Below are 14016 nucleotides of genomic sequence, written 5' to 3' on the forward strand. Positions count from 1 at the left end.
GTAGTGACATGTAGGGACGCGCGCATCGTCATCACATCATCTGCGAGGAATCGAACATGACGAACGACATCGCCAGCGTGACGCTGCCCGACGGCGAACGCATTCCGAAACTGGGGCAGGGCACGTGGGAGATGGGCGAGCATCCGTCACGCCGCAAGGCCGAGATCGAGGCGCTGCGCGGCGGCATCGAACTGGGCATGACGTTGATCGATACGGCTGAAATGTACGGCGAAGGCGCGACGGAATCGCTACTTGGCGAGGCGTTGCACGGCCTGCGTGACGATGTCTTTCTCGTCAGCAAGGTCTATCCGCACAACGCGAGCAAGCGTGGCGTGCAGCATGCGTGCGAGCAGTCGCTGAAGCGCCTGAAAACCGATCGGCTCGATCTGTATCTGCTGCACTGGCGCGGATCGGTGCCGCTCGAGGAGACCGTCGCCGGCTTCGAGGCGCTGCGCCGCGACGGCAAGATACGTCACTGGGGCGTGAGCAACTTCGACGTCGACGATATGGAAGAGCTCATCGCCGTTCCTCATGGCGACGCGTGCGCGACCGATCAGATTCTCTACAACGTCGCGCGGCGCGGGCCGGAGTTCGATCTGTTCCGCTGGCTCGCGGCGCGCAAGATGCCCGCGATGGCGTATAGCCCCGTCGATCATGCGCGGCTGCCGAAGCGCTCGCCGCTCGACGATATCGCCGATGCGTACGGTGTGTCCGTGATTCAAGTCGCGCTCGCATGGGTGCTGCGGCAGCCCGACGTGTTTGCGATTCCGAAATCGGGACGCATCGAGCATGTGCGCGACAACGCGCGCGCGCTCGCACTTCGTTTGTCCGCCGATGATCTTGCCGCTATCGACGCGCACTTTCGTCCGCCGGGAAGCAAGCGGCCGCTTGAGATGCTTTAAGCGAGAAATGTTGCGGTTGCGTGCGTTGGGCCGGGTGATCTGCGGGCTTCGTGCGTTCGATGTTTGGCTCACTGCCCAGGCGGTGACGTTCGTTCGGCGATCGCAACGTCACCGCCAATGCGGGCCGGGAAGCGTCTACGCATTGTGTGATTGTTGCCGCGGGTGAACGGCGCGTGGCGTCCGCCGGATCTTAGTGTCCGTTGCCACCGCCGCCGTGACCGCCGCCTGACCCAGAGCCGCCACCGTAGCCGCCGCCTTTACCGAAACCACCCGCGCCAAAGCCGCCTCCAAAGCCGCCGCCGAAACCGCCTGCTCCAAATCCTCCGCCCGGTCCGCTCGGGCCGCCATGGCCGCCGCCACAACCGCATCCGCCGTTGCCACCGCCACCGTTACCGCCACCGCCACCGCCACCACCGTTACCACCACCGTTACCGCCACCGCCGCCGCCGCCGCCACCGCCGCCGCCGCCACCGCCGCCGCCGCCGCCAGCGCCGCCACCGCCGTTGCCACCACCGCCACCGCCACCGTTACCACCACCGCCACCGTTACCACCACCGCCACCGTTGCCACCACCACCGCCGCTTCCACCACCATTCCCACTTCCACCACCCGAGCCACCCGAGCCACCCGAGCCACCCGAGCCACCTGAGCCACCGAAACCACCGAAACCACCGAAACCACCGAAACCACCGAAACCACCGCCACCGCCCGAATTCCCACTCGGACCTGCCGCAGCTCCGCCAGAGCTGCCGCCGAAACCGCCACTGCCACCGCTACCGCCACCACTACCGCCCGAAGAAGCCCCAGCCGAACCCGAAGCGCTGGCCGCGCCCGCGCCGCTGCCACGTCCGCCATTCGCCGAGCAGTTGCCTTGGTTGCCAATACAAGTCTTGAGCAGAAAGACGGATGCTGCGTCGTCGGTTGCCGTCGTCGTGCTGGACTGCGCGCCTGTCGAGTCCGCATCGTTCTGGGCGAACTGCGTCGCAGCCGACGCTCCGCTTGCCATGAGCGGCGCATCGGCTGTGACGATCCACCTCGGAATCACTTCATCGGTGGATGCGGCCTGAACGAACTGGGCCGCCATCAAAGTCCCCGCGCCTACCGCGAAGGCTGCCGTACCTTTTATTGTCATGTAGTAGTACGTAGCAAGTTTGTTCGTATTCATCGCACCTCTCCCGAGGAAACGACGACCCCCGCAAGCCGTCATCCCTTTATGCTGCTTTTTGCTTTTGTCCCGTTTGCTCTGTCGAGCCGCGCGTGGGCCGGAAGTCCGCGAGGTTCATCAGATGCGAGACCGGCTGTCCTTTCTGTGCGCCGTTGCGTCGTTGCTTCATTCGTGTACCGGCGCAAAGCATCCCGGAGGATTCGCCGATCTCGCCGCAACCCCATGCGTGACTGTCGTTTAGCGATAAACATGCCATTGCGCGCGCACGCCCACTGCGTATGGCACTGATGTGACGGCTCGATTGCGCGCGCGTCGGAACGGATGAAAAACGTTTCGGACATGAAACGCAGGCCGCAAATCGCGCGGCTTTTCGTTTCAGCGATGGCGATGAGCGGTGTCAGCGATGCTCGATGAGCGGCTTCAGCGATGCTCGATGAGCGCGGCTAGAACAGGCGTTTCAGTCGCGGCGTTGAAGAACGCGCAACTCGTCGACGGGAATATGGCAACGGATGCGATGCCCGTCTCCGGCATCGGTGAAGGGCGGGTCCTGTTGTTCGCAGATCGCACCGAGCTTGCGCGGACAGCGTGTATGAAAGACGCAGCCCGAAGGCGGTGAAGCGGCGCTCGGCAATTCGCCCGACAGGCGGATGCGTTGCGTGCGGCTGTTATCGCGCGTTTCGTCCGGCTCGCCGGCGTGCCCATCGAGCGTCGGCACGGAAGACAGCAGCGCTTCCGTATAAGGATGATGCGGACCGTTGAACACGGCGTCGGCGGGCCCGATCTCGAGCAGCCGGCCAACGTACAGCACCGCGATGCGATCCGACAGATAGCGCACGACATGCAGATCGTGCGAGATGAACACATAGCTCACGCCGCGATCGCGCTGCAGATCGGCGAGCAGGTTGAGGATCGCTGCCTGCACGGACACGTCGAGCGCGGAGGTCGGCTCGTCGCACACGACGATGCGCGGATCGCCCGCGAACGCGCGCGCAATAGCGACGCGCTGCTTCAAGCCGCCCGACAGTTGCCGGGTGCGCGACGTCAGATAGCGGTCTGGCAGCCGCACGGCTTGCGTCAGCGACGCGAGCCTTTCGTCGCGCGCGGGCCCGTGCAGCGAAGACAGTCGCGACAGCGCGCGGCCGATCAATCGCTTGACGGAGTGCGCGCGATTGAGCGCGGAGTCCGGATTCTGGAAGACGATCTGCAGCGACTTCACCTGGTCGTCGTTGCGATTCGTGACGCGCGGCGGCAGGCGCGCGCCGTCGAGTTCGATGACGCTGCCCGCGTCGGGCGAGATCAGGCCGAGCAGCAGCTTCGCGAGCGTCGTCTTGCCGCTGCCCGATTCACCGACGAGGCCGAGCGTCTCACCCTTCGCGAGTTCGAGCGACACGTCGTCGACGGCGCGCAGCGTCGCGCCCGGCACGTGAAAGGTCTTCGACACGTTTTCCGCGCGCAGAACGGGCGAATGATCGTGCGCGCTGCGTGCATTGTCGGGTACATCGCTGGGTGCATCGTCGGACGCATCGTCCGATGCATGCAAGGCCGTCACGCGCGGCAGTTCCATTGCGCGTTCGTGATAGTGGCAGCGAGACATCTGATCGCCGTACTGCGATTTCACGCGATAAGGCGGCGGTGCTTCGCGACGGCAGCGGTCGTCCGCGAGACGGCAACGCTCCGCGTAGATGCAGCCCTGCGTGACGGAGCCCGGCTGCGGCAGGCTGCCCGCGATCGTATCGAGCCGGTCGGTGTCCTTGCTGCGATCCGACGTGGGCAGACAGCGCAACAGGCCCACGGTGTACGGATGACGCGGCCGCGCGAACACATCCTGCGTCGCGCCTTCTTCGACGAGCTTGCCCGCATACAGCACGCCGACGCGCTCGCACATGCGCCCGATCACCGCGAGGTTGTGGCTGATGAAGAGCACAGCCGTGCCGAACTCTTCGCGCAGTTGTGCGACGAGATCGAGCACTTCAGCTTCGACGGTGGCGTCGAGTCCCGTCGTCGGTTCGTCGAGAATCAGCAGCGCGGGTTGCGACGCGAGCGCCATCGCGATCACGACGCGCTGCTGCATGCCGCCCGACAGCTGATGCGGATAACTGTCCATCACGCGCTCGGGCTCGGCGATGCGCACCTTGCGCAGCATCTCGGCAGTTCGCGTGAGCGCTTCATCGTAGGTCGCACCGGACGCTTCGAACGCTTCCGACACCTGGCGCGCAACGGTCAGCGAAGGGTTCAGCGCGCGGGACGGGTCCTGATAGACCATCGAGATCGCGTTCGCGCGCATCTCGCGCAGCGCGACAGCATCGAGCGAATGCACTTCCTTGCCCGCGATCGAAATGCGGCCCGCCTTCACGCGGCCATTGCGCGGCAGATAGCGCAGCGTTGCCATCGCGACCGTCGACTTGCCGCAACCCGATTCGCCGACGAGCCCATACGATTCGCCGCGCTTGATCCGAAACGATACGTCCTGCAGCACTTCGCGCTCGCGTCCGCGCGTGCGGTACGTGACGGTGAGTCCGACGATCGTGAGCGCGTCCGACTGCTCGCTCTTCGACACGTCGAAAGCGGGAAACGAGGCGGGAGGTGAGGGGGGCGGCCCGTTCATCCGTCGACGGCTCCTTGCACGGCATCCGCGATCAGATTCACGCCGACCACGAGCGAAGCGATGGCCGCCGCGTCGAACACGACCGTCCACCATGCGCCGCCCGCCATCAGCGTGTACGACTCGGAGAGCGCGAGGCCCCAGTCGGCGGAAGGCGGCTGGATGCCGAAGCCGAGAAACGACAGCGTCGCGACCGCGAAGATCGCGTAGCCGAGGCGCACCGTCGCTTCGACGATGATGGGCGGCAGCACGTTCGGCAGGATCTCGGCGAACATGATGTAGAGCGCGTTCTCGCCGCGCAGCTGCGCCGCGGCCACGTAGTCGAGATGCCGTTCGGCGAACACGGCGGCGCGCACCGTGCGTGACGTGATCGGCGCGAACGTGATGCCGATCACGAGGATCACCGTCGCGTTCGAAGCGCCTACAGCCGCCAGCGCGAGCAGCGCGACGATCACGAGTGGCAGCGCGAGCACGGCATCGATCGCGCGTCCGATCACGTTGTCGACCCAGCCGTCGAAGTAGCCGACCACCAGACCGAGCGCGGTGCCCGCGAGCGTGCCGAGCAGCGTCGCGAGCGGCGCGATCGTCAGGATGTCGCGCGCGCCGACGATAACGCGCGAGAGCACGTCGCGGCCCAACTGATCGGTGCCGAACCAGTGTCCCTGCGCGGGCGGCGCGAGCGAGTTCAGCGGATCGGATGCATACGGATCGAGCGGCGCGATCCACGGACCCGCAATCGCGCAGACGATCCACCACAGCACGATGACGGCGCCGACGATGAACGTCGGTGAGCGCAGCAACACGCGCAGCGTGTCGTAGCGGCGCTCGCGCGGGCGCGGCGCGGGTGTTCGCAGCGGCGTTTGCGGTGGCGTTTCAGGTGGCGTAACAGGCGAGGCGGGCGTCGTGCTCATTCGGCGCTCCTCACGCGCAAGCGCGGATTGAGCAGCACGTACGCTGCATCGGCGATGAGATTCGCGGCCGTATACACGACGCCGATCGTCAGCACGCCCGCTTCGAGCATCGGAAAGTCCTTGGCCTTCGCCGCGTTGTAGATCAGCGAGCCGATGCCCTGGTAGTGGAACAGCGTCTCCACGACGACAAGCCCGCCGATCATGTAGCCGAGTTGCGTCGCGGCGACCGTGATGGTCGGCAGCAGCGCGTTGCGCAGCACGTGCCGCCCGATCACGATATGCGGCGGCAACCCCTTGAGGATCGCGGTGCGCGTGTAGTCGGCGTCGAGCGCCTCGACGGTGCCCGCGCGCGCCATCCGCGCGATATAGCCGAAGAACACGAAGACGAGCGGCAGCACGGGCAGGATCAGATGCTTCAGTTGCGTGAGGATGCCCGCATTGGCGGGATACGATGCCTCGATGGGCAGCCATTGCAGCCACACGCCGAATACGAGTATCAGTACGATCGACGACACGAACTCCGGCACCACCGTCGCCGACAGGCCGGCGATGCTGATCGTGCGGTCGAGCCAGCGTCCCGCGTGCATCGCGGCCCACACGCCGCCCGCGATGCCGAGCGGCACAACCACGATGAACGCGAGAAAGCCGAGCTTCGCGGAGTTCGCCAGCGCGTTGCCGACGAACGGCGCAACGGGCTCGCGAAACGCGTACGACATGCCCATGTCGCCGTGCACGAAGTGCGTGATCCACTGCACGTACTGCGTGAGAAGCGGCCGGTCCGCGCCCAGCTGATGATTGAGCGCCGCGACCGCGCGCGCATCGGCGAGCGGCCCAAGCAGCGCGCGGCCGATGTCGCCGGGCAGCAGTTGGCCGCCCGCGAACACGATGATCGACAGGAGCCACAGCGTAATCAGCGACAAGCCGACACGCGTCGCGACGAAACGCGCGACACGCGCCGTACTGCCACCCGAGCCGCGCGCGATGGAAGAGGGGACCGTGCTCGACATCGATATCTCTTGCTCGCGGCGTCGCGCGGGGTCAGGCCGCGAGCGTCGCGCGATCGAAATACAGCTGCGCGATCGCGGTGAAGCGCACGCCGTTCAGCTGCTTGCGCGCGGCGATCAGCTGATCGTAGAAGAACGGAAAAATCACGGGCGTTTCGTCGAGCAGCAATGTCTGGATCTGCGCAGACACTTTCTTTTGCGACGAGAGATCGAGTGCCGCGACGTAGTCGGCGACCAGCTTGTCGTACTGCGGGTTCTTGAAATGCGCGGCGTTCCAGGTGCCCGTGCTCGTCAGCGGCGCGTTGAGGAACACGTTCGGCACGCCGCGGCTGCCGTAATCGGTGATGCCCAACGGCGCGTCGAGCCAGTCCGATTTGCCTGGCGTGCCCGAGCCGTAGTACTGCGACTGGCTCTCGACCTTCAGGTTGATGCGTATGCCGACGGCCTTCGCGTAGTTCTGCACGACGACGGCGAGGTCGGGAATCTCCATGAACTTCTCCGTCGTGAGCGTCACGTCGAAACCGTTCGGCACGCCCGCCTGCGCGAGCAGCTGCTTCGCTTTCGCCACATCGATCTTGCGCTGCGGCACGCCTGCATCCGACGACGGAAACGCAGGCGCGAACGGGCTGTCGTTGCCCACTTGCGCGCGGCCCTTGAACAGGCCCTTGACGATCACATCGCGATCGAGCGACAGAGCGAGCGCCTGGCGCACGCGTTTGTCCTTGAACTGCGGGCTGTCGACGCGCATGTGAATCTGCCGGTGCGCGCTCGACTTCACGCCGATCACCTTGAACTCGGGATTGTTCATCAGGCCCTGGCCGCCCTGCACGGTGAACGTGCCCATCACGTCCGCCTGATGGCCTTGCAGCGCGAGTATCTGCGCCTGCTGGTCGGCGTAGAACGCGAACTGCACGCGTTGCGGCAACGCTTTTTCACCCCAGTAGTCGGGATTGCGCACGAACGTCGCGCCGACCTTCGCCTGATACTTCTCGAGCTTGAACGGGCCCGTGCCGATGAAGCTCTTCTCGTATCCGCCCGTGTAGCTCGCCGGCAGGATCACTGCGTTGTAGTTGTCCGACGAAACGTAGTACGGGAAATTGCCATTGGGCGCGTCGAGATGGAACGCGACGGTGTGATCGTCGACGACTTTCGTCCCGCCTTTCGACAGCACGCCCTTCAGCACCGACAACGCAGCCGAGCCGGCGGCGGGATCGGCGAGACGGTCGAAGGTCGCGGCGACGTCCTTCGCGGTGAACGGCTGGCCGTCGTGGAACTTGACGTTCTCGCGCAGCTTGAAGGTCCACACGTCGCCCTTGTCGTTCGGCTTCCACGACAACGCGAGCGCGGGCTTGAGCACCTGCTTTTCGCCGTCGTCGTCGATCAGGAATTCGCCCGTCTGATTCAGCAGGCAGAGACTGGCGGCATCGGTGACCGTCATCGGATCGACGGCGCCCGCAGGCGTCAGGTGCGCGACGCGGATCGTTCCGTTCGCGCTCGCCGTGCCTTGCGCGCGGGCGCTGTGCGGGGCGAGCAGGCCGCCGCCCACGAGCGACATGCCGATCACGCTCGCGTATCGCAGCAGCTCGCGCCGAGTGAGACGGCCGGTCAGCCATTCGTCGATCGCATGATTGCCGTAGGCGTCGGCGCTGCGGCGTGTCGCCTCGACGTCAAAAGCGGCTGCTGAAAGAGGCGCAAAACGCGGGTCCGCGGAATTCTTCATCGATGGTTAGTCCGATCCGTTCTGTTGGGACGCCACGCGTTGTGCGCGCGGCGCTGCGGGTTGACGCAAGCGGTACTGCGGCGACGATGCGGGTTCAGTGTAAGCGATTGCCTTTGTGTTGGGAGCATTCGTGTCCGCCAGGGGTTCCCTTCAGACGAATCGGCGATGAACATGTGTCGCGCACACAACGCCCGCGGCGCTTGTCCGGACGCTCGACGGCGTTGCGGTGGCCGATCCGTTGTTCTGGCGGCGCGCATGCCGCGTTCATTCGCTGTTTATGAAGCGCTTATGAGGCGGTCATGAGGTGCTCGCGGGGCGCTCGTGGGCGATTGGCGCGGCTCGGCGCATATTGCAGCGCTAGCGGCCTGGCGGCCTGGCGGCCTGGCGGCCGATCGGCGCCGGCCTGCGCCAGCGATGAAACAGGATCGAGCCGATCCAGCACAGCATGAACACGCTGACGATCCCATAGCCGAGCGTGCCGAAGCGCGCGTTGACGGCGGCCACCGCGTCCCAGGCGCGGCCGTCGAGGCCCAGTTTGTCCGCCAGCAAGCCGAGCGCTTCGATGCCGCCGATCGCGATGGCGACGACGGCGGACACGAACGTGATGCTCGCGTTGTAGTAGAGCTTGCGCTTCGGATCGTCCATCGCCCAGCCGTACGCGTGGACCATCAGCACGTTGTCGGTCGAATCGACGAGCGTCATGCCCGCCGTGAAGAGCGCCGGAAACACGAGGATCGAGTAGAGCGGCAGACCTTTGCCCGCTTCGGCAGCGGCGATCGCGAGCAGGCCGATTTCCGTCGCCGTGTCGAAGCCGAGGCCGAACAGCACGCCGACGGGGTACATGTGCCAGCTTTTCGTCACGAGGCGGAAAAGCGGCTTCAGCGCGCGCGACAGCAGACCGGCGGGCGCGCCGCGCGCGGCGTCTTCATGCGACAGTTGCCCGCCTCGCTGCGCGTGACGGTAGCGGCGCCATACGTCGCGCAGAATCGCGAGATTGACGCCGGCGAGCACGAGCAGGAAGGCGGAAGAGACGATCGTCCCGATGGTCCCGCCGACCGCGTGAAACGCTTCGAAGCGCCCATGCAGCGTCAGCGCCGTCAGCGCGATGCCGACTGTCGCCGCGATCACGATGCTCGAATGTCCAAGCGAGAACGCGAGCCCGACACCGAGCGGGCGCTTGCCTTCCTGCATCAGCTTGCGCGTGACGGCGTCGATGGCGGCGATGTGGTCCGCGTCGACTGCGTGCCGCAGTCCGAAGCCATACGCGAGCAGCGCTGTGCCGAGCAGCAGCGGATAGTGGCGAAACGCGATCAGCGCCCATGCCCACGCGGCGACGTTTGCGCCGATCAGTCCGGCGTACAGCGTGACGAGGCGAGGGCGCAGTGAAGTGGGCGGCGTCATGCGGGCGTGGTCTTGAGCGTGTGGTTTGCGCGGGACGTCAGTGATCGTGCGGATGCTTGTGAATCGGATCGACCCAGTAGACGGTCTCAGGCTTTTCGACGGCATCGATGTTCAGGTTCACGACGACGGCTTCGTTGTCGCTGCGCACGAGCACGCATTCGAGCGGATCGTCGGTGCTCGCGTTAATCTCCTGATGCGGCACATACGGCGGCACGAAGATGAAGTCACCGGGGCCCGCTTCCGCAGTGAATTCCAGATGCTCGCCCCAACGCATCCGCGCATGGCCGCGCACCACGTAGATGACGCTTTCTAGCGCGCCGTGATGATGCGCGCCCGTCTTCGCATTCGGATGGATCATCACGGTGCCCGCCCACAGCTTCTGTGCGCCGACGCGTGCCGCGTTGATCGCGGCGGCGCGGTTCATGCCTGGCGTTTGCGGCGTGTTCGTGTCGAGCTGGTCGCCCTTGATGACCTTTACGCCGTGCTCGCGCCAGTCGATCGGAGTCTGGGGCGCCTGCTGATGTTCGTCGCTCATGTGTCGTCTCCTTGTTCGGGCGGCATTGCGCGCGGTTGACTTCATTCGCGCTCGCGCCCCTATGCGTACAACGATGTGATTGCTGATTTGATCGCGCTGGGAGTCGCTTCATTCTGGCATGGCCAAAAACTTCGCGTATGACGCTGCGCCAGAACGCGAGCGCAACAAAAAAGCCCGACCTTGCGGAACGGGCTTTCATGCTCGACGAGAAGACCGCCTATTTCCCCTTCGAATTGATGATCGCCTCCGACACGTTGTTCGGCGTCTCGGCGTAATGCTTGAACTCCATCGTGTACGTCGCGCGGCCTTGGGTGAGCGAGCGCAGCGACGTCGAGTAGCCGAACATCTCGGCAAGCGGCACTTCGGCGCGCACGAGCTTGCCGCCGCCGCCCGCGATGTCCTCCATGCCCTGCACGATGCCGCGGCGGCCCGACAGGTCGCCCATCACGTTGCCCATGAAGTCCTCGGGCGTTTCCACTTCGACGGCCATCATCGGTTCGAGCAGCACCGGCTTCGCGCGGCGCATGCCTTCCTTGAACGCCATCGAGCCGGCCATGCGGAACGCGTTTTCGTTCGAGTCGACATCGTGGTACGAGCCGAAGGTCAGCGTCACCTTCACGTCGACGACGGGGTAGCCTGCGAGCACGCCCGCCTTCAGCGTCTCCTGGATGCCCTTGTCGACGGCGGGAATGAATTCGCGCGGAATCACGCCGCCCTTGATCGCGTCGACGAACTCGTAGCCCTTGCCCGGATCCGGTTCGACCGTGATCACCGCGTGACCGTACTGGCCGCGTCCGCCCGACTGCTTCACGAACTTGCCCTCGACGTTCTCGATCTTCGTGCGCACCGTTTCGCGATACGCGACCTGCGGCTTGCCGACCGTTGCCTCGACGCCGAACTCGCGCTTCATCCGGTCGACGAGAATTTCCAGATGCAGCTCGCCCATGCCGGAGATGATCGTCTGGCCGGATTCTTCGTCGGTGGTAACGCGGAACGACGGGTCCTCCTGCGCGAGACGGTTGAGCGCGATGCCCATCTTCTCCTGGTCGGCCTTCGTCTTCGGCTCGACGGCTTGCGAGATCACCGGGTCGGGGAAGATCATCCGCTCGAGGATGATGATGTTGTTCGGGTCGCACAGCGTGTCGCCCGTCGTCGCTTCCTTCAGGCCGACAGCAGCCGCGATGTCGCCCGCGCGCACTTCCTTGATTTCCTTGCGCTCGTTCGCGTGCATTTGAAGAATCCGGCCGAGGCGCTCCTTCTTTTCCTTCACCGGGTTGTAGACGGTATCGCCCGATTCGACCACGCCCGAGTACACGCGGAAGAAGATCAGCTGGCCGACGAACGGGTCCGTCATGATCTTGAACGCGAGCGCGGAGAACGGCTCGTCATCGCTCGGATGACGCTCCGCTTCCTTGTCGTCTTCGGTGTGGCCGAGGATCGCGGGCACGTCGACGGGCGAGGGCAGATAGTCGATCACTGCATCGAGCATCGCCTGCACGCCCTTGTTCTTGAACGCGCTGCCGCACAGCATCGGCACGATCTCGTTGGCGATCGTGCGCTTGCGCAGGCCCGTCTTGATCTCGTCTTCCGTCAGGCTCTCGTGATCGGTCAGATACTTTTCGAGCAGCTCTTCACTCGATTCCGCCGCCGCCTCGACCATCTTTTCACGCCACTCGTGCGCGAGGTCCTTCAGGTTGTCGGGAATCTCTTCGTAGGTGAACTTGATGCCCTGGCTCTCGTCGTCCCAGACAATCGCCTTCATCTTCACGAGATCGACGACGCCCTGGAAGTGATCTTCCGCGCCGATCGGAATCTGGATGGGCACGGCCACACCCTTCAGGCGCTCGCCGATCTGCCGCTGCACGCGGAAGAAATCCGCGCCGACGCGGTCCATCTTGTTGACGAACGCGATGCGCGGCACCTTGTACTTGTTCGCCTGGCGCCACACGGTTTCGGACTGCGGCTGCACGCCGCCGACGGAGTCGTACACCATGCACGCGCCGTCGAGCACACGCATCGAGCGTTCGACTTCGATCGTGAAGTCGACGTGTCCCGGCGTGTCGATGATGTTGATCCGGTGCTCCGGATAATTGCCGGCCATGCCTTTCCAGAACGCCGTCGTGGCCGCCGACGTGATCGTGATGCCGCGCTCCTGCTCCTGCTCCATCCAGTCCATCGTCGCCGCACCGTCGTGAACCTCGCCGATCTTGTGAGTCACGCCGGTGTAGAAAAGAATGCGTTCGGTGGTGGTGGTCTTGCCGGCATCGATGTGAGCACTGATACCGATGTTCCGGTATCGCTCGATAGGAGTCTTGCGGGGCACGTGAACCTCCATGAGTTGGCGCGCCGGTGAATGGCGCCGGGCTTTACGCTGGGATTGAATGCGCGGCCCGGCCGATCTCGGTGCTGCAGGTGAGACTATAAGAATAGCGTGTCGCCCTGGCTTTTGCAGGAATCCTGCCAACACACGCGCAACGCCGCGCCTGCCTTGCGTTGCAATGCGGCGGACGAAAAAAAGCCGGCGCGCCCCAAGGCTGCGCCGGCTTGTGTTTGTTCGGCCGTTGACGGTTTCCGGCTCGCGCCGTTCGCGTGCTTGTCGTGCTTATTGCGGTGCCGGCAGGCCCTGAATCTTCGTTCCGGGCTTGATGCCCTTCGACGTGAACCAGCCCTTGCTCATCTCCAGCGCATACACGCCATTGTTTTTCGGGCAATGGTTGTTGGTGGTTTCGGCCTGCATCTCGTCGATGTCGGTGACCGTGCCGTCGGCGCGTATGAATGCGATCGACAGCGGAATCAACGTGTTCTTCATCCAGAAGCAATGCACGGCGTTCTCGCCGAACACGAAAAGCATGCCTTCGTTCGGCGCGAGTTGCGTGCGGTACATGAGGCCCTGCTCGCGGTCGGCGTCGTTCGCGGCAACGGCGGCGTCGATGACGAACATGCCCGCCGAGAGTTTCGCGCGCGGAAAATCGCCCGGCTGCTTCGCGCCCTGAGGCATCTGCTGTGCAAGGACGTCCTGCGAGGACAACGTTGCCAGCGACACTGCGGACAATGCGGCGACAGGCAGTGCAACTGCAATTGCGAAGCGCGCCATCAACGAGCGCAAAGAAAATCGCACGACGTGACTCCTTGCTGAATATGAACCGCGAATGTTACGCGAGCGCGTCAAAAACAAAAAGGCAGAGAGCCTTGCGGCCATCTGCCTTTCAACGCCGTAAGAACGGCAATGATGCTAATTCTTGACTGCGTTATTGCAACAAACTTATTCCGAAGCTGCCGAAGCTGCGGCTGCCGGAGCTGCCTTCTTGTGCGACTTCTTGTGTGAAACCTTCTTGTGCGACGACTTGTGAGCCGACGAAGCTGCTGCTGCCGGAGCTGCCGAAGCTGCTTCCGGTGCCGAAGCTTGTGCGAATGCTGCCGTTGCGAAGAGACCAGCGACCAGAGCGGCGATCAGTTTGTTCATTTTGTGAATCCTCGACTTTAGTTAATTAACCAAATGACCCGGTTAGGTTGAGTCATGTCGTTAAACGTGCCGTCCACCTTTCGGTTGACATCCGCATCGAAGAAATTTTTCTCAGCGGCTGCTAGCGTTCGGACACCCCGTACAGGTCGTCGAAGCGGCTTGTATCAAGGCTCTTGAGGCTCAATGCCGGACAGCTTCAGCGGCATCTGCGTCGAATAACGCGTGACGTTGCGGCACGGTTGACGAAAATCTTCTGGAATTTTTTTGAGTGCGCCGCGCGGACGTTCGAATGCTTTTTTGAGGCTCTATCGCA

Annotated in this window: 12 protein-coding genes; 2 read left to right on the top strand and 10 right to left on the bottom strand. The window is 64.4% G+C overall.

The features are described from left to right. Window positions 1-56 precede the first annotated feature (56 nt). Entirely contained in the window at window positions 57-902 is an 846-nt protein-coding gene (locus BMW76_RS13465; RefSeq protein ID WP_090865681.1) for an aldo/keto reductase, read from the top strand. Between the two features lie 135 nt (window positions 903-1037). Here the strand turns inward: BMW76_RS13465 and BMW76_RS41105 are convergent, their stop codons facing one another. Further along, entirely contained in the window at window positions 1038-1673 is a 636-nt protein-coding gene (locus tag BMW76_RS41105) for a hypothetical protein (RefSeq protein WP_177200370.1), read from the bottom strand. A gap of 119 nt (window positions 1674-1792) precedes the next feature. On the opposite strand from BMW76_RS41105, the gene BMW76_RS41110 reads away from it, so the two are divergent. After that, window positions 1793-1969, top strand: a complete 177-nt coding sequence (locus tag BMW76_RS41110) for a hypothetical protein (protein WP_177200371.1) — start codon at window positions 1793-1795, stop codon at window positions 1967-1969. 555 nt (window positions 1970-2524) lie between these two features. Here BMW76_RS41110 and BMW76_RS13475 read toward each other — a convergent pair. The 9 genes from BMW76_RS13475 to BMW76_RS13515 all read right to left on the bottom strand — a co-directional run bounded on the left by BMW76_RS13475 (window position 2525) and on the right by BMW76_RS13515 (window position 13703). After that, window positions 2525-4672 carry an ABC transporter ATP-binding protein gene (locus BMW76_RS13475; protein WP_090865685.1) on the bottom strand — a complete coding sequence of 716 codons (2148 nt, stop codon included), beginning with the start codon at window positions 4670-4672 and terminating at the stop codon, window positions 2525-2527. Continuing rightward, window positions 4669-5580, bottom strand: a complete 912-nt coding sequence (locus tag BMW76_RS13480) for an ABC transporter permease (RefSeq protein WP_090865687.1) — start codon at window positions 5578-5580, stop codon at window positions 4669-4671. Before BMW76_RS13480 ends, BMW76_RS13475 begins: the two co-directional genes overlap by 4 nt. After that, window positions 5577-6587: an ABC transporter permease gene (locus BMW76_RS13485; protein ID WP_090865689.1), complete on the bottom strand. Its 1011-nt coding sequence runs from the start codon at window positions 6585-6587 to the stop codon at window positions 5577-5579. The genes BMW76_RS13480 and BMW76_RS13485 overlap by 4 nt, the downstream gene beginning before the upstream one ends. A 31-nt stretch (window positions 6588-6618) precedes the next feature. Beyond that, window positions 6619-8304 carry an ABC transporter substrate-binding protein gene (locus BMW76_RS13490; RefSeq protein WP_090865691.1) on the bottom strand — a complete coding sequence of 562 codons (1686 nt, stop codon included), beginning with the start codon at window positions 8302-8304 and terminating at the stop codon, window positions 6619-6621. A gap of 357 nt (window positions 8305-8661) precedes the next feature. Beyond that, entirely contained in the window at window positions 8662-9705 is a 1044-nt protein-coding gene (locus BMW76_RS13495; RefSeq protein WP_090865693.1) for a HoxN/HupN/NixA family nickel/cobalt transporter, read from the bottom strand. 37 nt (window positions 9706-9742) lie between these two features. Further along, window positions 9743-10240, bottom strand: coding sequence for a cupin domain-containing protein (locus BMW76_RS13500; RefSeq protein ID WP_090865695.1), 498 nt, complete (start codon window positions 10238-10240; stop codon window positions 9743-9745). Between the two features lie 217 nt (window positions 10241-10457). After that, window positions 10458-12563, bottom strand: coding sequence for an elongation factor G (gene fusA / locus BMW76_RS13505; RefSeq protein WP_090865777.1), 2106 nt, complete (start codon window positions 12561-12563; stop codon window positions 10458-10460). A 279-nt stretch (window positions 12564-12842) separates the two neighbouring features. Beyond that, window positions 12843-13358: a DUF192 domain-containing protein gene (locus BMW76_RS13510; RefSeq protein WP_090865697.1), complete on the bottom strand. Its 516-nt coding sequence runs from the start codon at window positions 13356-13358 to the stop codon at window positions 12843-12845. Between the two features lie 144 nt (window positions 13359-13502). Continuing rightward, a complete protein-coding gene (locus BMW76_RS13515) occupies window positions 13503-13703 on the bottom strand; it encodes a hypothetical protein (RefSeq protein WP_090865699.1) in 201 nt (66 codons plus the stop codon). Window positions 13704-14016: the final 313 nt, after the last annotated feature.

It is taken from the genome of Paraburkholderia diazotrophica (assembly GCF_900108945.1).
In the GTDB taxonomy this organism is placed as follows: Bacteria; Pseudomonadota; Gammaproteobacteria; order Burkholderiales; family Burkholderiaceae; genus Paraburkholderia; species Paraburkholderia diazotrophica.